Here is a 21,883-nt window from a genome sequence, read left to right on the forward strand (position 1 = left end):
CCAATATTGATTGCAAGCCATTATAGTCATCAGCACACCAGTCAAAGTTTAACTTATTAATTTAATTAATCCATATATGAAAAGAAAATTTACCCAAAATTTCTCTTTGTGGGCTATTTCGGTAAAATGCGCAATCATGATTATATCATGTGTATTGCTTAGTTTTAACGCAGTAGCTCAAGGCCAGAACCAAATTAAGGTTAGTGGAACGGTGAAGGATGCAGCTGGCGCAGGTTTGCCAGGTGTAAGTATCAAAATTAAAAACTCAGCTGGAGGCGTAATGAGCGACGGCGACGGAAAGTACAGCATTACGGTAGCTAAAGATGCTACTTTAGTCTTCAGCTTAATTGGCTACACCCCAATTGAAAAGCCGGTAAGCAATGGGGTATTAAATGTGGTGTTGCAGGAAGCTGCTAGTGAACTTAATGAAGTAGTGATCAGTACTGGTTTTGGAGGAAAGGTAAAAAAGAGTGACCTTACTTCCGCAGTATCATCCGTTTCTTCAAAAGATATTGAGCAAAGGCAGCCGATTGATTTATTAACTGCCTTACAAGGCAAGGCTTCAGGGGTATTGGTAACTACCGATGGTGCCCCTGGAGCAGAAGGTACTATTCAAATTAGAGGTGTAACTACACTAAATGGTGGTGCAGGACCACTTTATGTTGTTGATGGGGTAATTACCGATAATGGTAGAAATATTAACCCTTTAGATATTGCAAGTGTCGAGATTTTAAAAGATGCTGCATCAGCCTCTATTTATGGTGCTCAAGCGGCAAATGGCGTTATTTTAATTACCACCAAAAAAGGCGCAGACGGTAAGGCAAAGTTTGATGTACAATATACGCACCTTTTTGGCAAGCTTGCTCATAAATTGCCGCAAAGTAATTCAGCGGAAGTGAGGGCTTTCCGTAGGTTACAAGCTCCAACAAATCCGACTGCAGGAAGCAACGCAGATTCACTCAATATTGCTTTGAACGCCGATAATGATTTACAGGACATATTGTTAGGCAATACCGGACACAGGCAACAGGTGAATACTAGTTTATCGGGTGCTTCCAAATCATTTAATTTCTACGCAAGCGTCAACTATATCGACGATAAATCTATCGTAGTCAATAGTTCTGCCCAATCATTGCAGTCGAGATTGAACATTTCTTATCAGGCAATGCCTAAATTGAAATACACGGCCAATCTTTCGTTGTATTATCAAATGAAAAACGAAATTCCTGTTGCCAGAACAGTTAACGTTATTTTTGATAGGCCAGCTTATTCCTTAATTTACTATCCCGATGGAACTTTAACGAGCTATATTGCTTCTAAAAGAAACCCTTTGGCTAATGCTTTGTACGAAATCAATAAAACAGAAACCTATTCGGCTCAAGTTAATAACCAAGTAGATTTTGATTTGACCAAGCATATCAAGTGGACTACGCTTTTTAATTTAGCCTATGAGAATCCGCAAAGTACCTTCTTTTCTCCACGTTATGTAAGTGCTAATAAAAATACCAACAACGGTATCAATGAGATGAAAAATAGCTTTAGATACGAAGCTCAAACTTATTTTAACTATAACCAAAGTTTTAAGGATCATAATGTTAGTGCGACCTTAGGTGCAAATGCTATTCGCAGGACACAAAATACCTTCCATTTAGAGTACTTAAACTCGGTGAGTGAGGAAATTTATGTAGCTCTCCCTGCTTTCTTAACGGCCATTAACACCTATACTAATGGCACGGCAAATACCAATCAGGCCGTTTTTGCAAGGGTAAATTATAGTTATAAAGGTAAATACATTGCAAATGCCGTGTATCGTAATGATGGCTCTTCTAGGTTTAGTCCCGAAAATAAAAGAGGGTCTTTCTATTCAGGCTCTTTGGCTTGGCGTTTTTCTGCTGAGAAATTTATGGGATGGTCTGGCAAGTTTTTGGATGATGCAAAACTTCGTGCAAGTTATGGACGTGTAGGTAACGATCAGATTGAAGACTATGGCTTTATCAATAAAATTGTTTTTGATGCGAGCTACAACGGTGTTCCTGGAGCTACTTATAGCACCACTCTTGGTAACAGTTTGATCAGATGGGAAACTGGAATTCAAACCAACTTAGGATTAGACCTCTCTTTCTTCAAAGGAAGATTATCATTTACGGGAGAGGTATATGAAAAAAGGTCAAAAGATTTATTATATCCCCGTCAATTGGTAAAAGAAACAGGTTTCTCCACGGTAATTGTGAACGTAGGAACCATTGCAAGCAAGGGACTTGAACTATCGGTTTCAGGAAGCCCAATTTCTAAAAAGAACTTCCAATGGAGTGTCGATGCAAATATCTATTTCGAGAGAGGTACCATTAAAGATCTAGCAGGTGCAGGTTCGTTTGTTGCCGGTAACAAATGGTATGTACAAGAGGGTGGAAAAATTGGTGATTTTTATGGATGGAAGAATTTAGGTGTTTATCAATGGAACGAATCAAATGCTTATAACGACAACTGGGAAAAATTGACAGTTGTTTTAGGCCCTGATAATAAACCATTATATGTGAACGGAAAAGCACAATATACTTTTAATGGGAAGCCTTATACTGGTACAGTACATAACATGTATGATCCGGGAGGTAAACTGGTAGGTGGCGATACAGAGTGGGCAAACATACAACGTGATAGTTTAATTGATGATGGTGATCGCCACGTGATTGGCAATGCACAGCCTAAATATAACTTAGGTTTTGGAAACAATTTTACCTACAAGCAGTTTACCTTCAATATTTTATTTAACGCATCTGTAGGTGGACAAGTTTATAACACCTTGTTATACAATGCCAATAATCCATCAGCAACCGGCCCAGGTAATCCAGACGTTTTGTATAACTCGTGGCAAAAACCAGGTGATATTGCTAAATATCCTTATTATCCTAACCGTGCAAGTCGCGGAAATCTAAAACAACATGGTAATAGTGCCTATTTAGAAGATGCTACTTTTATAAGGCTTGCCAGCATGAGACTTGCCTATAATTTAGATGATAAAATGGCTAAAAGATTAGGTTTAAGGAGAGTAAGTGCATTTGTTTATGGTACCAATGTGTTAACCTGGACAAACTATAGAGGCTACGATCCCGAGTTCAGTACCAAGAACCCGCTTACCCCGGGAGATGATACAGGTAAGTATCCGAGAAGAAGAGAATTAGGTTTGGGTTTAAATGTTAGTTTATAAAATTGAGCTATGATAAAATTATTAAAATATACTTGCATCATTACACTATGTGTAACCATAAGCAGCTGTAAAAAATTCCTTGATGAAAAACCTGTATCAGAAGTTAAAATCACTGATTTCTATAAATCTAAGGTGGATATAGATGCGGCGACCGCCGGTATGTATTCATCCTTTCAACAAACCATGGTGGGTGAGGGCCAGTACTTAGATCGCTATCACTATTGGGGAGAATTTAGATCTGATAATTTCGATAGATTCCTGAACTATACAACCACCCATGTTACGGAAGTTGCAATGAATGCAATTACTCCTGATAATATTTATACGGATTGGTCTAGGCTTTATACCGTTATTGCAAGAGCAAATAGCAATATCAAATATATTCCGGGGGTAATGGCGCTAGATCAAAACGTAACTCAGGCCGTTGTAAACGCAAATTTGGCACAATCTTATGCCATGCGTGCCATTTGTTATTTTTACATAGTAAGGGTTTGGGGCAATGCACCTATTTGGCTAGAACCTTATGAAGATGTGCAAGTAGATGCACAGCGCCCCCGCGAATCGGCAGCTAAAATTTTAGATGAAGTAGTTATCAAAGACCTAATAACCGCATATGACCTGATGGTGAAGAACCAAACGCCTACGGTGTACACCCTTAATGAGGGTGCGGTATGTGCGGCATTGGCTGATGTTTACATGTGGAAAAAAGATTATCCTAACGCTATCATTTGGATTAAAAATCTTTTCAAAGCCAGGTCTACAAAAGGTGTTGCCTATGCTGGCGTATCTGAAGTAAATTTGGAGCCTACCGCTACTTGGAAAAGTATATTTACTGCACCTGCTACAAGCACAGAAACCATTTGGTCGATCCACTGGGATTTTGTAGCTAACGGATGTGCTTGTAACGTTACATCTTTTACACAGAATAACAAAACTTTTCAGGTTGATCCATTACTGTACAACAGGTATTTCTTGCCGCATGCCCAAACCGTTCGCCCTAATACGGATATTAGACCAAAGCAAACCTTGGATTTATATACCGTAGCTAATCCGGCCAATAACAACAGAGATCGTTTCGTGAAATATTATGCAAGTCCTGTCAATCCAACGGCGGCAACCTCTACAACAGCACTTAACCAGTTTTACAATCAACAAGCTCCAGTATACCTTGTGATGTACAGATTATCAGATATGTACTTGCTTTATGCGGAAGCTCTGAATGGTAGCGGTGATTTGCCAAATGCACTTAAATATTTAAACTATATTAGAAAAAGAGCTACCATACCAGAATATTTGGCAACGGATCCTAAAGTGAGCACGCAAGCCGCTATGGAAAACGCAATTCTTGAGGAACGCCAGTATGAACTCATTGGAGAAGGTAAGCGTTGGTTCGATTTGGTAAGAACCAATAAAGTTAAAGAAGTGATGGATCCCGTACTTATTGATCGTCAAACAAGAAATGGAAGTGCCGATTTAATTGGATTTGCAGATGTAAGACGTTCTCTGTGGCCAATAAGTAGGGCGGTAATGAACTCTAATAAAAAGTTGGTGCAAAATCCAGGTTACGGCGAGTAATAGATGTAATTTTTAATGATCAAACTTGATATAATATAAAATTGATATGAAAACTTTAAAAAATAGCCTGCTGCCGGCAATTGTACTTCTGCTAGTAGCTTTTACTCAAAGTGGCTGTAAAAAGTTATTTGGGTTGGACCGCCAAACAGATTATGATTATGTAAAGAAAACGCTTGATCCGCATATTGGTATTTCTGCACGAGAATTTCTGGAAAATAGGAGCAAGCCAACAGGCTTGCCGGATGATACTGTTTTTAAGTATATGAAACAGGGCCTTGAGTATGCAGAAATTGATTTGGCAGAATATGAAAAAGCAGATCGTACATTTCTTTTCTTACATAATGACGGAGTGAGGGTGTTGCCAACCAAAACAACGGCAGGAGTAGTGACCACAACCAGTAATATTCCAACTGCCGGCTTATGGTTCGATTTTCCAATTGTTACGGGCATTAACCCTACAACTGGACAGCCTATCACGAGACCTGCAACCAAATGGAGCGATTATCCTAAACAAGATGTAAAAAACTATTTCTTATATCTGATTGGACAGGGGAGACATAATTTCGATAACTTGGGCCCAAATAATAAAACCATTAAATCAATTTTACCCGCAGGTGCAACTTTGTCAACCTCAACAATGTTGGGCTACGCAAATGCCGGTAAAGGCTTTGATGAGAATGGTAATTTCTATTTAAGGATATTGAATAATAGTGATTTGGCACCTATTGTACACAATAATAGAACCAATGCTAGAAGCGCAGGATATATTGCAACAAATGGTATTGTACACGTTTTTGGAGCATCTGTGGCACCTTCTCTGCCTTCTTCTTTGTAATTACCGCTAGGAGAGATAAAAAAAGCGGTGATCTTCAATTGAAGATCACCGCTTTTTTTTATTAAATGATATCGCGTTAGCGAGGCATATTATTGGTTAGCCCCTGAAATAAATTCCTTCTGATAGTTCATTGGACTTTTTCCCGTGGTTACCTTAAAATATTTGTGAAAACTAGCAAGGTTGTTGAATCCACTTTCGTAGCATAGCTGTTTCATATTGAGCTTGTTTTCCATTAACAACTTGCAGGCATGCCCAACCCTAATTTCAGTAACAAATCGGGAATAGGTTTTTTTCGTCTTAGATTTAAAATACCTGCAAAAAGAATTAGGGCTGATTACCGCCACATTGGAAATTTCTTCCAAATGTATCTTTCTCCTAAAATTCTCAAGGGTATAATCGTAAATAGCATTTATTCTATTATTCTCAGTTTCGTCGTAGTCTTGCTTAAACCCTATGGACGACAATTTTACAGTTTGGTTGCAGTTGGCAATTAAGGTAAGGGCCTCTAGCAATAATAGAATTCGTTGGGTGCCTTCGGCAACGAGCATTTGCTCTAATAACTCCGAAACCTGTATTTTAACCTTTCCATTGATCTGCAAACCTCTTTTACTGTTTTCAAGCAAGGTTTTAATAGCTTTGTTTTCTGGCAAGTTCAGGAATTGGTCGCCCCAAAAATTCTCGCTAAAATGCGCTACTCTCACATCTGCAGTGGTTTTTGATTGTTCACTGAAATAAATGTCGTCAAACCTCCAGTAGTGGGCAAGGTGCGCACCTACTAAAATCACATCGCCAGACTTGAAACTTTTGATACTGTCACCAATAAATTGAGTGCCTACACCCTTCTTGAGATGGATCAGTTCTATTTCAGGATGATAATGCCATTTGTTGTTCATGTAAGGTACAACATCTCTCCTCACACTAAAGGATTGGGCGGGTCCCGTCGAGACTTTTAATAGTTGCGGTTTCATCTGGTTAGTAATTATATTTGGTCAAATAAATATACTGTAAAATAATATATAGTTGCGTTATAATGCCAATTTTGTTGAATATTTCGGTAATCTTAAATACTATCCAGAAAAGATTATTCCTTTCTTTGTATTAGGGTAAACGGATATAAATCTGCCAACATCCAATAATTTCCCTGATTGATAACCAAATGAACAGTTTCTTGATTGCTATAATTTTTTAAACCTTATTGATGAAACGCCTACTACTTTTAGCTCTATTTTATTGCTCCTTTGCAAGCAATGCACAAGAGAATCCATCTTTAAAACTATGGTATAACCAACCAGCCAAAGCTTGGGAAGAAGCGCTGCCCTTGGGCAATGGTAAAACTGGGGCCATGGTATTTGGCGGAATCAAAAAGGAGCGGTATCAGCTTAACGATAATACGCTTTGGTCGGGCTATCCAGCTTCAGGCAATAATCCCGATGGACCAACCATACTTCCACAAGTACGCAAAGCGATATTTGAAGGCGATTATACCAAGGCTACTACGCTTTGGCGCAAAATGCAAGGGCCTTATTCGGCTAGGTATTTACCATTAGGCGATTTAGCCATTACCTACGAGATGAGAGACACGATAGCAAGTACCTATTATCGCGATCTAAATCTTAACAACGGAGTAGCTTCGGTACGTTATAAAGTAGGGGATGTAAACTATACCAGAACAACTTTGGTAAGCTATCCCGATAAGATCATGGTTGTACATTTAACCGCCGACCAAAAAGGAGCGCTTAATTTTTCGGTTGGCCTATCGAGCTTGTTGCGTTATAAAACTACTACTGTAGCCAATGACTATCTCCTGTTAAAGGGCAAAGCACCTAAACATGTGGCAAATAGAGATTATGAACCCTTTCAGGTGGCATATGATGACAATGAGAATGGAGAGGGAATGAACTTTGAAATACACGTAAAAGTTAAGCTTGATGGAGGCAGTGTGAAGGCAAATGGCGAGCAATTGACCATTAAAGACGCCAATGCGGTGACGCTTTATCTGTCGGAAGCTACTAGTTTCAACGGTTTTGATAAGTCTCCAGGTTTTGAGGGCAAGGACCCAGCCATTGAAGCCAAAGCCAAAATGCAATTAGCATTTGCAAAATCGTTCGAACAAATTAAAAATACCCATATCAGCGATTATCAAAGCTTATTTAACCGGGTTTCTTTTCAATTGAGCAGCAAAAATGATTTTTCGACAAAACCAACCAATGAGCGCCTTTTAAAATTCAAGGAAAATGGAGGCGACCACCAATTGCAGGTATTATATTATCAGTTTGGTCGCTATCTGATGATTGCCAGCTCACGTCCAGGTTCTAGACCTACCAATTTGCAGGGCATTTGGAATGATAAAGTGATTCCGCCTTGGGGCAGTAATTATACGACCAACATCAATACCGAAATGAACTATTGGTTGGCAGAAAACACCAATCTTTCCGAATGTCACCAACCTTTGTTCGATTTTATGAAAGAGTTGGCCGTTAATGGTGCAAAAACTGCTAAGGTAAACTACAATATTAATGAAGGATGGACAGCTCATCACAACTCAGACCTTTGGGCCAAAACATCGCCTCCTGGTGGAAATGATTGGGACCCTAAAGGTGCGCCAAGGTGGTCGGCATGGCCAATGGCAGGTGGTTGGTTCAGCACGCATTTATGGGAACATTATCAATTTACGGGAGATAAAAACTTTCTATCAAAAGAAGCTTATCCATTAATGAAAGGTGCAGCGCAGTTTCTATTGAACTGGCTCATTACCGATCCAAAAACGGGTTATTTGGTAACCAATCCATCAACTTCACCAGAAAATACCATAAAAATAAAAGGTAAAGAATATCAGTTGAGCTTGGCAAGTACTATGGATATGGCGATTATCCGTGAACTGTTTACCGCATGCATTAAAGCCTCCAAAATATTAAATACCGATGCCGCTTTTAGTGCTAAACTCGAAGCTGCTAAAAATAAATTATATCCCTATCATATTGGCCAGTACGGGCAATTGCAGGAATGGTATGGCGATTGGGATGATCCAAAAGATACGCATCGTCATATTTCGCATCTGTTTGGTCTATTTCCTGGGAACCAGATATCGGTACAGCAAACCCCTGAATTGGCCGCTGCTGCAGAGCAAACGCTTATTCATCGAGGCGATATTAGCACAGGTTGGTCTATGGCATGGAAAATAAATTGGTGGGCCAGGATGAAAGATGGAAACCATGCTTATAATATCCTAAATACTGCTTTCAACTATATCGACCCTACAAAAGGTCGCGGGCAAATGAGTGGTGGTGGTACTTATCCCAACCTTTTTGATGCCCATCCACCGTTTCAGATTGATGGTAATTTTGGAGGTACAGCGGGCATGACAGAAATGTTGTTGCAAAGCCATGAAGGTGAAATCAGCCTTTTGCCTGCTTTACCAGATGCTTGGTCTACTGGCTCCATTAAAGGCATCAAAGCTAGGGGGAATTTCGAAGTGGCAATCAATTGGGAAAAAGGAAAGCTTACCCAAGCTAAAATCAAATCGTTAATAGGCGGCAACTGTCGTTTAAGAACACCCATTCAAGTACGAGTGTTAGAAGCCGCAGGGGACAGAAACAATACTGTCGCCATAAATCCCTTAATGCAGAATTTAGAAAAACCACCTTACCAAAAAAACGTAACTGCAAAACTTCAACCTATCAAAGCTGACAATGGTTACACCATTAGTTTTAAAACGGAGAAGGGTAAAAGTTATACCATAGTGCCTGTACAGTAAGGTGTTGGTTTAAAAATCAATTGAATAAACAAACATTAGATTAAACTGCCCAGCCCAATGGCAAAATTGCTGAATAATGAGGTAAATAGACAGAATAAAACCTCATTATTTATTACTTATTTGCAATAAGGGAGAAACAAACCCTCAAATTTTAACCGAATATTTAAACCATGAAAGCTGCTCGAATACTACTAGGTATTGCACTGTTATTGTCGCTTTTTTTTAAGGCCAACTCGCAAAATATTAGCTGGTCTGAAGTAATGCCCGGTGTATGGAAAGGTGTAGTAGGTACTCCCGAAGCTTATGATCTTTTAAAGGCAGCGGGAACTTCGCCCAATATAGAAGCCTTAAGCAAGCTTGGGAAAGCTAATTTCCCCTTTGTTCAACAAAATATTGTAGCTTCTTTACGTGATGGGAAAACCCAATTGCGCTTTCCGCTCGAAAAAAATGAACAGCTTTATGGTTTCGGACTTAATTTTCAAACGGTACATCAAAGAGGTAAAATCCTTGAGTTGCATGTAGACCATTACGGAGGCAAAGATAATGGACGTACCCATGCGCCAACACCTTTTTATATCTCGTCAAATGGCTATGGTGTGTTTATCAATACGGCAAGATACCTTAAAGTATGGGCGGGAACTGGCGTTAGAAAAGACAGCGAGAATTTTCCTACACCAAAAGATAGAAATACAGATAAAACATGGGCTTCGAGGCCGTATTCCGATGCCGTAGAATTTCAGGTACCAGCTGGTGGCGTAGAAATTTATGTATTTGCCGGGCCAAAACCTCTCGATGCCATTAAAAGATACAACCTTTTTAATGGTGGTGGTTACCTCCCTCCAAAATGGGGTCTAGGTTTTACCCAAAGGGTAATGACCAGGTTTACCGCTGCCGAGGTAGAGAAAGAAATAGACACCTTTAACGAAAAAGGTTATCCACTTGATTTTGTAGGCTTAGAACCTGGTTGGCAAAGCAAAGCCTATCCAGGAACATTTACTTGGGATATGGGCCGCTTTCCAGACCCTCAAAAATTCGTGACGGATATGCGGAGTAAAGGCATTAGATTTAATTTATGGATCAATCCTTATGTATCTCCAGACGCACCGTTTTACAAAGAGATTTTGCCTTTGACAAGCTCACACACGGTATGGTTGGGTGTGGTTCCAGATTTAACCCTACCAAAAGCAAGAGAACTGTTTTTCTCGCAATTGCAGCAAAATCAGATAGAAATAGGCGTAAGTGGCTATAAAATAGATGAAGTTGATGGTTACGACCACTACTTGTGGCCGGATGTAGCTACTTTCCCATCGGGTTTAAGTGCCGAGCAAATGCGACAAACCTATGGATTGTTAATGCAGCGGTACACTGCGGAGATTTTTAAAAAACGTAATCAACGGACATTTGGTTTGGTAAGAGCTTCTAATGGAGGAGGGACCTCGTTTCCATACGTGCTTTATAACGACTATTACAATCACGAAGATTTTATCACCGCATTAATTAATAGTGGTTTTGCTGGGGTGCTGTGGACGCCCGAAGTACGTGCCTCAAAAACGGGCGAAGAATGGTTAAGAAGATTTCAATCAAATGTATTTTCGCCCATGGCCATGATCAATGCCTGGTCTAGCGGGACTAAACCATGGAGCTATCCTGAAGTAGAAAAACAGGTGAAATCGTTCGCACTGCTGCGTATGCAAATGATGCCTTATTGGTATACCGAGTTTGCAAAATATCATTTTGAAGGCACACCGCCATTTAGGGCAATGAACTTGGAAGACGGATTTAATCAGGAGGTTAAAAAAGAAAAAACCAATTTAAACCTTGAAGAGAATCCTTATGCCGAAGCCGTTTCCAAGGAAATTAAAGACCAATATATGGCGGGCGAATATCTTTTGGTAGCGCCAATGTTTGCCGGGCAGGTTACCCGAAAAGTAGTGTTGCCAAAAGGTAAATGGTACGACTTTTATACGGGCGAATTTGCTGGAGAAGGCACGGTAATTACCGTTACTCCAGGTTTAGACAAAATTCCTGTTTATGTAAAAGATGGCGGAATTATTCCGATGATGCCAGCCATGCTCCATGCACCAAAATCGGGTGAGAAAATTGACCTTGAAATTCGTTATTATGGAGAAAAACCTGGTCAATATCTTTTGTATGATGATGATGGTGAAACTTTCAATTATGAGAAAGGCCAATACAGTTGGCGACAAATCAATGTGCAACGCACTGCTAATGGAATAAAAGGAACCATTTCGGCTCCCGAAAAAAATAAACCTAATACCTTAGGAAAAATTACTTGGACCTTAATGACTAAATAATGATGCGACGTTGGCTTAGATATAGTTTATTCCTTTTTATATTGGGTATTTCAACCACTGCTTTGGCACAATCGTATAACAACGAAGCCGCTAAAGTATTGCGAAAGCAGATTCTAAAAGAGGCCGCTTGGGCATTGAAACAACAGCCCGTTACGGTAACCGCACAAAGTTCGCCCAGAAGTGCAGGCGGTAAGCACGATTTTTTTTCCGAAGGCGATTATTGGTGGCCAGATCCCCAAAATCCATCAGGCCCATATATTCAAAAAGATGGTCTTACCAATCCCGAAATTTTTGTTGCTCACCGATTGGCCATGATCAGGTTCAGTCGTATTGTGGGCGCATTGGCATCAGCCTATAAACTAACGGGCGAGAAAAAATATGTAGAAGGAGCGTTGGTACATTTAAAAGCTTGGTTTTGCGATACTGCAACCCTTATGAATCCCAATTTGTTATACGCCCAAGCCATACAGGGTAGATTTACGGGACGCGGTATCGGAATTATCGATACGATCCATTTAATGGAAGTAGCTCAGGGCATTTTAGTTATGCAGTCAGCTATCCAGGCTTCTACACTTAAAGATTTAAAGCAATGGTTTGCCGATTATTTGAACTGGTTAACTACCCATCAATATGGTAAAGACGAATTGAATGCAAAAAATAATCACGGTACCTGTTGGGTAATGCAGGTAGCTTCCTTTGCCAAATTAACGGCGAACAAAAAGCTACTTGACTTTTGTCGCGATCGTTATAAAAATGTATTACTCCCTAATCAAATGGCGGTTGATGGGAGCTTCCCTTTAGAACTGGCTCGTACCAAGCCTTATGGGTACTCCATCTTTAACCTCGATGCCATGAGCATGATTTGTCAAATTTTATCGGTAAAGGACGATAATTTATGGAATTACGAAACCGCTGACGGAAAATCGATCAAGAAGGGCATTGCATTTCTTTATCCTTTTGTGGCCGATAAAGCTAAATGGCCTTACCCAAAAGATGTAATGTATTGGGAAAATTGGCCAGTAGCACAACCTTTTTTGCTAATGGGTGCCAATGCCTATCAAAATAACAACTGGTTAAACACTTGGAAAACATTGGAGCATGAACCAAAGGTTGAAGAAGTGATTAGAAATCTACCTATTCGTAACCCATTAATTTGGCTATAGTTAACTGACAATAAGCAATGAAATTCAAAAAAATACTTACCTGTTTATTATGCTTGTCGGTTAGCAGCTTGGCCTTTGGTCAGGTAGCGGGCGACGAGGATAAGGAAATGTTCAACCAATCAAAAGAGCGTGATCAAAAAGCCATTGACCAAGCGGTTAATAGTTGGTGGACCGCTTCCATGAAAACACATGAACAGCGCATTCAATGGTGGAGAGATGCCAAATTCGGAATGTTTATCCATTGGGGTATTTATTCTTTACCAGCAGGTGAATGGAAAGGCAAAAAAGTAGGAGGCTATGCGGAGCATTTGATGCGCAAGGAAAAAATTGCCAGAAAAGATTATTTAGATATTGCCCACCAATTTAATCCTGTACTTTTTAATGCTGATCAATGGATCGTAGATGCTCAAAAAGCAGGAATGAACTATTTTATCATTACAGCAAAGCACCACGACGGTTTTGCCATGTACCCATCAAATGTGGGTAATTTCGATATCAGCAAGCAAACACCATTTAAAAGAGATCCCATAGCCGAGTTAGCTGCAGCGGCTAAAAAACATGGAATGAAGTTTGGTTTTTACTATTCCCATGCCTTTGATTGGGAGCATCCGGATGCACCGGGGAATGACTGGGAGTACAAAAATCCGGGTGGTGATTTGGGCTTATATGGCGGCGTAAACTGGTATGTCGAACATCCAGAATTGCTGCCCAAAGCAGTTAAATATGTGGATGAAAAAGCTATTCCGCAAATTAAGGAACTGCTTACAAAATACCATCCAGATATCTTATGGTTTGATACCCCACAAAAGCTACCGCTTTCAGAAAACATTCGAATTTTGAAAGCCATCAGAGAAACAGACCCTAATGTGGTGGTGAATGGAAGATTGGTAAGAAGTGCCAATGCCAATTTCGGTGACTATAAGAATACAGCAGATAGGCCTGCTGAATTTTATCCGGTAGATGGTGATTGGGAAGCTATTCCAACCACTAATGAATCATATGGTTACAGCAAGTATGATCATTCACATAAATCGCCAGGTTTTTTTATTCAGCTTTTGGCTAAAGCGGCTTCTAGAAACGGAAACTTGTTGATGAATATTGGGCCAAAAGGAGATGGTGCTTTTGATACCAAGGATCTGCAAATATTAGCTGGCATAGAAAAATGGATTGCTAAAAATGCAGAAAGCATTTACAAAACAAATAAAACGCCACTGCCTTTACAAAATTGGGGGGTAACTACCCAAAATGCTAATAAAGTGTACTTGCATGTTTTTAATTGGCCTAAAGATGGAAAATTATATGTTGGAGGTATAAAGTCGAAAATTAATAAGGCTTACCTACTTGCGGACCCTAAAAAATCAAACCTGCTCATTCAGAACATTGGGGATGGCGATTTCTATATCCACGTACCAAAACAAGCTCCAGATACAGCCAACACCGTCATTACATTGCTGTTATACGAACCCGTTAGAACGGATCATGTACCTTATGTAGCAACTAATATACCTTTAACTCGCTTGTTGGCTTTTGATGCCAACTTAAGCAAAGGGTTTAAATTTGGAGATGGGAAAACAGACCGTTTTTATGTAGAAGGATGGGAGAAAAAGGAACAATCGGTAAACTGGGTCTTCAGAACAAGCTCAGCACAAAAGTTTAAAATTGAGATAAAGTACCTAGCAGGTAAAGAAAGCGGGGGCAGCTATCATTTTAAAATTGACCAACAGGATTTTAAGCAGGAAGTACTGATTGGCGATACGAAGGTAGTGACACAAGTGATCGGCGAAATACCATTAGCAAAAGGTTTGCACCGAATAGAAATTAACCCCAATACCATTTTAAAAAGTGAATTGATGAAGCTCTTAGAGGTTCAGTTGATTCCCATAAATTAATCATAAAATTTACAGATGAAGATTAGACACCTAGCCGTAACCGTTGTTTTATTAGGATTGCAGATACCTTCTTTTGCACAGAAAGTAGATGTTAAAAAGGCATTCCAGCATGCAGCAACCCAAACAGACCTCCTTTTAAAAGAGGTAGAAAAGGCAAAAGACCCTAAAAAACCTCAACTCTTTTCGCCACGAACCATTGAAGATGGACACCTCAAGCTGGTAGCGTCCAGAGATTGGACAAGCGGATTTTTTCCAGGGGTTTTATGGTATTTAGATGAATTTTACGGGACTGAGCACTGGAAAGCCGCTGCGAAAAAGTTCACGGCTGATGTGGAGCAGGAAAAAAACAATGGAACAACGCACGATATGGGCTTTAAGGTTTATTGTAGTGTAGGAAATGGTTACCGTTTAACCCATGATCCTCATTATCGTGACGTATTAGTTACTGCTGCAAAAACATTGTCTACACGCTTTAATCCTAAAACCGGCGTCATCCTGTCATGGGATCATAGTCGCGATAAATGGGTAAACCCAGTGATCATCGACAATATGATGAACCTGGAACTTTTGTTCGAAGCCACTAAGCTTACCGGCGATTCATCGTTTTACAAAATTGCGGTGAGCCATGCCAACACCACCATGAAAAACCATTTCCGTGCCGATTATAGCTCTTATCATGTGATTGATTATGATCCACAAACAGGAGCGGTGCTTAAAAAGAACACACACCAAGGCTACAGTCACGAATCGGCATGGTCACGAGGACAAGCTTGGGCTCTATATGGTTACACCATGTGTTACCGCTATACCAAAAATCCGCGTTACTTGGCACAAGCAGAAAATGTGGCAAAATTTATCTTAAATCACCCCAATATGCCTAAAGATCTAGTGCCATATTATGATTTTGATGCACTGGGAATTCCTAATGAGCCGAGAGATGCCTCTGCTGCAGCGTTAATTTCATCCGCTTTATATGAGTTAAATACTTATAGCAAAGCCAGAAAAGACTATCGTAAAAAAGCGGATCAAATTCTTGAATCGTTGTCTACAAAATATACAGCACCAGCAGGCTCTTCTTTTGGCTTTATTTTATTGCATAGTACGGGTTCTAAACCTGGCAATTTTGAAGTAGATGCCCCTTTAAACTATGCCGATTATTATTACCTAGAGGCATTGTTAAGAAAGAAAAACCTGAAATAAACCATAAATAACTAACCACTAACCGAATATGAGATTTAACCTTTTTTCAACTTGCTGTTTAATTTTCTTGGCATTTCAAGGCTTTGCCAAAAATTATTCCATTGGTTCGGCTGCCGAGCTTGCCAAGTTAATGCTAAAACCAGGCGACAAGGTGATGCTGAAAAATGGTAACTGGCAGGACCAACAACTGATCTTTAAGGGGAATGGTACGAGTAAAAATCCTATCGTATTAAGCGCTGAAAATGCTTTGCTGGTAAATTTGATAGGCAAATCATCCATTCAGATAGACGGCACTTGGTTAGTGGTGGAGGGTTTGAACTTTACAAATGGTGCAACCAATGGCGAAGATGTTATCCTTTTTACTGAAAAATCGTCTGATTGTCGTTTAACCAACTCCGCGGTGGTAAACTTTAACCCTAGCGAAAAGGCCAAAGAATATACCTATGTTTCGCTTTACGGTAGCCGTAATAGGGTAGACCATTGTTATTTTGAAGGGAAGACCAATCTTGGGCCTACGTTAGTAGTATGGCTTTCGGACAAGCCTAATCATCATCAAATAGATCATAATTATTTTGGACCACGACCAGATATTGATGGCAATGGAGGTGAAACCATTCGTATAGGAACCAGCACTTGGTCAATGTACGATTCGTTTACCAAAGTAGAATCGAACATTTTTGCCCAATGCAATGGCGAAACCGAGATTGTTTCGGTGAAGTCTTGTCGCAATACCATTTCCAATAACCTTTTTTACGAAAGCGTAGGCACCTTGACCTTACGCCATGGAAATTATAATCAGGTTTTCGGAAATATCTTTATCGGTAACAACATTAAAAACACAGGTGGGATCAGAATTATTGGCGAGCACCATCAGGTGTACAACAACTATTTGCAAGGCCTAACAGGCACAGGCTTAAGGGCAGCAATTTCGGTGATGGATGGTTTGCCAAACCCTCAACTGGTAAGTCATTGGCAGGTTAAGGATGCTACGGTGGTAGCCAATACCATTGTGGATTGTAAAGAAGCCTTTTCACTTGGAGCCGGAAAAAATGCCGAACGTATTTTACCACCACAAAGAGTAGTCATAGCGAACAACTTGGTAAGCAATTCAGCTAATACAGTAACGATGGTAGATCCGGCCTCAGAAGTAACTTTCGACGGGAATTTAGTCAACGTTGATAAAACAACAGATATTGCACTTCCAAAAGGTTTTAAAGTGATTGATGCCAAGCTTAAAAAGAATAAGCTGATTTGGCAACCAGAAGCCTCGAGCCCGGTAAAAGGCGCATTTAAGGGTACTTTTTCTTTCATCAACCAAAAGGATGTAGGCGTAAAGTTGAATGAGTCCCAATTGTCGATTTTGAAACATCAAGATATTGGCCCAAAATGGATGGCCCACAAAATCGTCCTATCCAGCAAATAGATTTTAGCAATGAAGACAAAACAAAATTTAGGGATATTGCTATTGGCATTGGGCTTTTTATTTGCTGGTTGCAAAAAAACAGCAAGCTCACCCGAAGAGCCCACACCTATTGTACCGCCTATAACGGTTAAACCCTTATGTAAATCTTGCAAAATCATTTCATCAGCGACAGAACTTACTGCACTGACGTTAAATGCTGGCGATACAGTGATGATGAAATCGGGCGATTGGAATAATCAACGGCTAATCTTTAAAGGTACTGGTACAGCTCAACAACCCATTGTGTTAATTGCAGAAAAGGCAGGTGATGTTAAACTTAAAGGTGCTTCTTCAATTGCTATCGATGGTCAATGGCTTGTGGTGGATGGACTTAGTTTTAGCAATGGAGATTTAGGAGTTTCCAAGCTCAACGTCGTTGATTTTACTTCGGCATCCAGAAACTGCCGCTTGACCAATACCACCATTATCGACTATAGCCCAACCGATCCAACCATCGATTACAGATGGGTATCCATGAATGGTAAAAATAACAGAATGGATCATTGCTACCTTAAAGGAAAGGCCCATCAAGGGCCAACCGTAGTGCTATGGGGTTCAACAACGGCCATTAGCCATCGCATAGATCATAATTATTTTGGCCCTCGAGCCGATTTGGGAAACAATGGAGGTGAAACTATCCGGGTGGGCACTTCAGATTATTACCTCAGCGAAGCAATGGTAATCATCGAGCAAAACATATTTGAGCATTGCAGTGGCGAAACAGAGATTGTCTCTAATAAAATGAGCAAAAACACCATTCGCAATAATCTATTTTTTGAAAGCCGTGGTACCTTATCACTTCGCCATGGTAACGGAAGCGAAATTTATGGCAATTATTTCATCGGGAACGATATGAAAGATGCAGGTGGCATACGTATTATCGGCGAAAGCCATTTGGTTTATAACAATTATCTGCAAGGCGTTGCTACTACAGGCCAAACCTGTGCCATTTCGGTTTTAGATGGCGTACCCAACTCAGAACCAAGCGGCTATTTTCAGGTGAAAAATGCAAAAATTGTGGGAAATACTATAGTGAACTGCGCCCAAGCCTTTGACATAGGTGCTGGCAAAGGCGGCAATGGTCGTACTGTTCCCCCGGCCGATTGTACCATTGCCAATAACTTGATCCAGTCAAAAGGTGGCATTGCTATCGCTTACACGGACCCACCACAGAATTTTTTCTACGAAGGAAATTTAGCCTACGGTATGGGAAGCGGACAAACCTTAGCACTCCCAACTGGAATAACTTTAACCGACCCAAAGCTTAATTTGGGAGAACTAAATACCTATTCCCCGGCCACGGGCAGCCCAGCTTTTGGCGGTTTTAAGGGAACATACAGTTTTTTTCAATCTAATAATGTAGGTGCTAATGCCTTGGATGAACTTCATCGGTCTTTATTGAAAGCCACTGACATTGGTCCTTCACGTATGGCGCTTGGTGCCGCAATAATCATTAAAAACTAATCATTTCACTATCAGATCAACCATCATGTTAAAAAAAGTAAGCAAATTATTATTGGTATTAATGCTCCTTAGCCCTTTAGCCAAAGCGCAACAAGCCCTTAGCAAAGAAGAAAGAATGAAATGGTGGACCGAAGCGCGTTTTGGCATGTTTATCCACTTCGGAGTATATGCGCAAATGGCCGGACAGTATAAAGGCCATGAGCAAGCGAGGGGAGGTGCCGAATGGATCATGAATAGGATGAAAGTTCCGGTAGCCGAATATAAAGAAATCGCCAAGCAGTTTAACCCTGTTAAATATGATGCCGATGCATGGGTGAAAATGGCCAAAGATGCAGGCATGAAATATCTGGTAATTACTGCCAAGCACCATGATGGTTTTGCCCTGTTTAATTCAAAAGCCAGCAAATGGGACATTACCGATGCCACGCCCTATGGAAAAGATTTGTTAAAGCCTTTGGCCGAAGCATGTAAAAAGTATGGTATAAAATTAGGATTTTACTATTCGCAAGCACAAGACTGGGGCAATGCGGGAGGTTCGGTAGCTCGTAAATTAATGCGGGAAGGCTGGCCTAATCCAGATAGTACCAATATTGATAACTATACTGCGGCACATAAAGGCAAATGGGATCCTGTGCAGGAAACAAAAACATTTGATCAATATATTGATGATGTAGCCGTACCACAACTAAAAGAATTGATGACCAATTATGGTGATATCGCAGTGCTTTGGTGGGATACGCCAACCAATATGACCGATGAAGCGGCATTAAAGCTTCAAGAAGTACTTAAGAAACAACCTGCAATTATTACCAATGATAGGTTGAAGCGACCAAATTTTCCAGGAGATACCAAAACTCCCGAGCAGAAAATACCAGACCAGAGCGAATTGGATGGACAATATTGGGAAACCTGTATGACCATGAACGGTACTTGGGGCTATCGTGTATCTGACCACAAATGGAAACCAGCCTCAACATTGATCCGTAACCTTATCGACATCGCTTCGAAAGGAGGAAATTACCTGCTTAATGTGGGGCCAAAACCTGATGGTTCTTTCCCGCAAGAAAGTATAGACCGTTTAAAGGAAATCGGAAGCTGGATGAAAGTTAACCATGAAGCAATTTATGCCACTACCGCAAACCCATTACCGGCGGTATCATGGGGCCGTATCACAAAAAAGGCCGAAAATGGTAAAACCAACCTATATCTTTCTGTATTTGATTGGCCAAAAGATGGAAAACTGACCATCCCTCAATTCTCACATCCGGTAATTGCCGCCACATTGCTAAGTAATGGAACAAAATTAAAAACTCAAGCCCAAGGCGATGTGGTAACGATAGCCGTTCCGGCGCAAGCAATAGATCCCATTGCTACCGTCATTAAATTAGAAGTAAAAGGCGAAATAAAGGGGAATTCCTTAAAACCTACCAGCAAAATGAAAACAGGAGCGATAGATTAAAACAGCTTAGAAGCCATTAAAGATTTTATGAAAAAATTGTTTTTAACCATGTCAATATTGGCATTGTGCAGTACCACATTTGCCCAAAAAGTTTCGCCATTGTGGACTGATTTTGTAGAAGCCAAGCAAGCGGGAAAGACGCCAATACTTCCAGATTTTTCTTTTGCAGGCTATCATTTCTCCGAAAAGCCAATTCCAGAGGTTTCGGGCAAAAAGGTATTTAACGTAGTTGATTATGGCGCAAAGCCTAATGATGCTGAATACGATGATGAAGCCATCCAACGAGCCATTAATGCGGCAGAAAAAAGCAAAGAAGGGGGAGTGGTATTTTTTCCATCGGGGAAATTTTTAATTGCTGCCGATACAGACAGTACCAAATACATACGCATTTCTAAAAGTAATATCATTTTAAAAGGCAGTGGTAGCGGCTCAGGAGGAACAGAGATTTATCAAGACAAAATGCGCATCAATGGTCGCCAAATTCAGTTTAAACCAACTGATTTAAGCGCAAAAAAGCTAACCACCATTACCAAAGATGCCGATAGAGAAAGCTTTTGGGTAGAAGTGGCAGATGTTTCGGCTCTAAAAGTGGGGCAGGACGTGGTGATACGTCATAAAAGTGAAGAATTTACCAAAATCTATTTTGCACCGCTACAGTTAAAACCAGAGTGGTCGAGATTATTTGGCGATAAAGGCGGAATGCTCATCAACGAAATTCATACCATCGAAAAGATAGAAGGAAATAGGGTGAAATTTAAAAACCCTTTGCACTTTGATTTAAGGATTGTAAAAAGCGCAGCGTTTGAATTGGCAGCCTATAACTACATTGAAGAATGCGGCGTAGAAGATATTTTATTTACCAGCAACTGGAAAACCTATGGTGAGGATTTTGTACACCATAAAAATGCCATCCATGATTATGCCTGGGAAGCAGTGGGAATGGAGTACGTAAAAAACAGTTGGGTAAGAAACTGCGAATTTCGCGATTGGAACGAAGGGCTTTATATCCGTTCAGGTTATCAGGTAAGCGTACTCAACGTAAACTTTAAGGGGAAAAAAGGTCATGCCTCAGTTCATGCCCGTACCGGGTATGGGGTATTGATTAAAAACTGCAATTTCAACAATGCACAGCATCACGGTGCTGGAACAGGTTATAGCGCAGTAGGTACGGTAATTACGCAATGTACTTTAGGTAGCGATCAAAACATCGATATACATTCCGGTCAACCATTTGCCACTTTGTACGATGACATTAAGGGCGGTGTTTTTTATAATCTGGGCGGCCCAGAGCCTGGTCACCCGCACCATGGCAAGCATTTGGTACTATGGAATTTTCAGCATCAATCAGCAAAAGATCAGCACTATAACTTTTGGGATCTTAATAAGCGACGAAACTACACCATTGCACAACCTATCTTGGTAGGTTTTCAGTCGGATCATAAGGTAAGCTTCGAAAATGTTGGAATCAATCAAGATCAAGGTAAACAAGTATTGCCAAAATCATTATTCGAGGCACAGCTCACTTTACGCTTAACAGGAAAAAATACGGCTAAATAACTTAT

Annotated in this window: 13 protein-coding genes; 12 read left to right on the forward strand and 1 reads right to left on the reverse strand. The window is 40.3% G+C overall.

What is annotated here, in order from left to right; translation table 11 throughout:
- Positions 1–76: 76 nt before the first annotated feature.
- The 3 genes from ABDV71_RS16275 to ABDV71_RS16285 are packed head-to-tail and all read left to right on the forward strand — an operon-like array spanning position 77 to position 5,615.
- The gene (locus tag ABDV71_RS16275) at positions 77–3,205 is read left to right on the forward strand and encodes a TonB-dependent receptor (protein WP_343534409.1); all 3,129 of its coding nucleotides are present in this window, start codon (positions 77–79) and stop codon (positions 3,203–3,205) included.
- A 9-nt stretch (positions 3,206–3,214) separates the two neighbouring features.
- A complete protein-coding gene (locus ABDV71_RS16280; protein ID WP_343534410.1) occupies positions 3,215–4,780 on the forward strand; it encodes a RagB/SusD family nutrient uptake outer membrane protein in 1,566 nt (521 codons plus the stop codon).
- A 46-nt stretch (positions 4,781–4,826) separates the two neighbouring features.
- The gene (locus ABDV71_RS16285) at positions 4,827–5,615 is read left to right on the forward strand and encodes a hypothetical protein (protein ID WP_343534411.1); all 789 of its coding nucleotides are present in this window, start codon (positions 4,827–4,829) and stop codon (positions 5,613–5,615) included.
- Between the two features lie 89 nt (positions 5,616–5,704).
- Here the strand turns inward: ABDV71_RS16285 and ABDV71_RS16290 are convergent, their stop codons facing one another.
- Positions 5,705–6,583, reverse strand: a complete 879-nt coding sequence (locus tag ABDV71_RS16290; protein WP_343534412.1) for a helix-turn-helix transcriptional regulator — start codon at positions 6,581–6,583, stop codon at positions 5,705–5,707.
- A gap of 230 nt (positions 6,584–6,813) precedes the next feature.
- On the opposite strand from ABDV71_RS16290, the gene ABDV71_RS16295 reads away from it, so the two are divergent.
- The 9 genes from ABDV71_RS16295 (at position 6,814) to ABDV71_RS16335 (ending at position 21,878) form a co-directional block, all read left to right on the forward strand.
- Positions 6,814–9,369 (forward strand): glycoside hydrolase family 95 protein, encoded by a 2,556-nt coding sequence (locus ABDV71_RS16295; RefSeq protein ID WP_343534413.1) that lies wholly within the window; start codon positions 6,814–6,816, stop codon positions 9,367–9,369.
- Between the two features lie 170 nt (positions 9,370–9,539).
- On the forward strand, positions 9,540–11,684 hold the full coding sequence (locus tag ABDV71_RS16300; RefSeq protein ID WP_343534414.1) for a TIM-barrel domain-containing protein: 2,145 nt from the start codon (positions 9,540–9,542) through the stop codon (positions 11,682–11,684).
- Between the two features lie 2 nt (positions 11,685–11,686).
- On the forward strand, positions 11,687–12,847 hold the full coding sequence (locus tag ABDV71_RS16305; RefSeq protein WP_343534531.1) for an alginate lyase family protein: 1,161 nt from the start codon (positions 11,687–11,689) through the stop codon (positions 12,845–12,847).
- A 17-nt stretch (positions 12,848–12,864) separates the two neighbouring features.
- Positions 12,865–14,736 carry an alpha-L-fucosidase gene (locus ABDV71_RS16310; RefSeq protein ID WP_343534415.1) on the forward strand — a complete coding sequence of 624 codons (1,872 nt, stop codon included), beginning with the start codon at positions 12,865–12,867 and terminating at the stop codon, positions 14,734–14,736.
- 15 nt (positions 14,737–14,751) lie between these two features.
- Entirely contained in the window at positions 14,752–15,936 is a 1,185-nt protein-coding gene (locus tag ABDV71_RS16315; RefSeq protein ID WP_343534416.1) for a glycoside hydrolase family 88 protein, read from the forward strand.
- 28 nt (positions 15,937–15,964) lie between these two features.
- On the forward strand, positions 15,965–17,359 hold the full coding sequence (locus tag ABDV71_RS16320; protein WP_343534419.1) for a polysaccharide lyase 6 family protein: 1,395 nt from the start codon (positions 15,965–15,967) through the stop codon (positions 17,357–17,359).
- A 9-nt stretch (positions 17,360–17,368) separates the two neighbouring features.
- Entirely contained in the window at positions 17,369–18,862 is a 1,494-nt protein-coding gene (locus ABDV71_RS16325; RefSeq protein WP_343534421.1) for a polysaccharide lyase 6 family protein, read from the forward strand.
- 25 nt (positions 18,863–18,887) lie between these two features.
- Positions 18,888–20,321: an alpha-L-fucosidase gene (locus tag ABDV71_RS16330; protein WP_343534423.1), complete on the forward strand. Its 1,434-nt coding sequence runs from the start codon at positions 18,888–18,890 to the stop codon at positions 20,319–20,321.
- A 27-nt stretch (positions 20,322–20,348) separates the two neighbouring features.
- Positions 20,349–21,878, forward strand: a complete 1,530-nt coding sequence (locus ABDV71_RS16335; RefSeq protein ID WP_343534425.1) for a DUF4955 domain-containing protein — start codon at positions 20,349–20,351, stop codon at positions 21,876–21,878.
- Positions 21,879–21,883 lie beyond the last annotated feature (5 nt).

The sequence above is a fragment of the Pedobacter sp. genome (assembly GCF_039594775.1).
GTDB lineage: Bacteria > Bacteroidota > Bacteroidia > Sphingobacteriales > Sphingobacteriaceae > Pedobacter.

Excerpts from the sequence above, each read along its gene's own strand:
- ABDV71_RS16275 (WP_343534409.1), top strand. The coding sequence starts at position 77 with ATGAAAAGAAAATTTACCCAAAATTTCTCTTTGTGGGCTATTTCGGTA.
- ABDV71_RS16280 (WP_343534410.1), top strand. The coding sequence starts at position 3,215 with ATGATAAAATTATTAAAATATACTTGCATCATTACACTATGTGTAACC.
- ABDV71_RS16285 (WP_343534411.1), top strand. The coding sequence starts at position 4,827 with ATGAAAACTTTAAAAAATAGCCTGCTGCCGGCAATTGTACTTCTGCTA.
- ABDV71_RS16290 (WP_343534412.1), bottom strand. The coding sequence starts at position 6,583 with ATGAAACCGCAACTATTAAAAGTCTCGACGGGACCCGCCCAATCCTTT.
- ABDV71_RS16295 (WP_343534413.1), top strand. The coding sequence starts at position 6,814 with ATGAAACGCCTACTACTTTTAGCTCTATTTTATTGCTCCTTTGCAAGC.
- ABDV71_RS16300 (WP_343534414.1), top strand. The coding sequence starts at position 9,540 with ATGAAAGCTGCTCGAATACTACTAGGTATTGCACTGTTATTGTCGCTT.
- ABDV71_RS16305 (WP_343534531.1), top strand. The coding sequence starts at position 11,687 with ATGCGACGTTGGCTTAGATATAGTTTATTCCTTTTTATATTGGGTATT.
- ABDV71_RS16310 (WP_343534415.1), top strand. The coding sequence starts at position 12,865 with ATGAAATTCAAAAAAATACTTACCTGTTTATTATGCTTGTCGGTTAGC.
- ABDV71_RS16315 (WP_343534416.1), top strand. The coding sequence starts at position 14,752 with ATGAAGATTAGACACCTAGCCGTAACCGTTGTTTTATTAGGATTGCAG.
- ABDV71_RS16320 (WP_343534419.1), top strand. The coding sequence starts at position 15,965 with ATGAGATTTAACCTTTTTTCAACTTGCTGTTTAATTTTCTTGGCATTT.
- ABDV71_RS16325 (WP_343534421.1), top strand. The coding sequence starts at position 17,369 with ATGAAGACAAAACAAAATTTAGGGATATTGCTATTGGCATTGGGCTTT.
- ABDV71_RS16330 (WP_343534423.1), top strand. The coding sequence starts at position 18,888 with ATGTTAAAAAAAGTAAGCAAATTATTATTGGTATTAATGCTCCTTAGC.
- ABDV71_RS16335 (WP_343534425.1), top strand. The coding sequence starts at position 20,349 with ATGAAAAAATTGTTTTTAACCATGTCAATATTGGCATTGTGCAGTACC.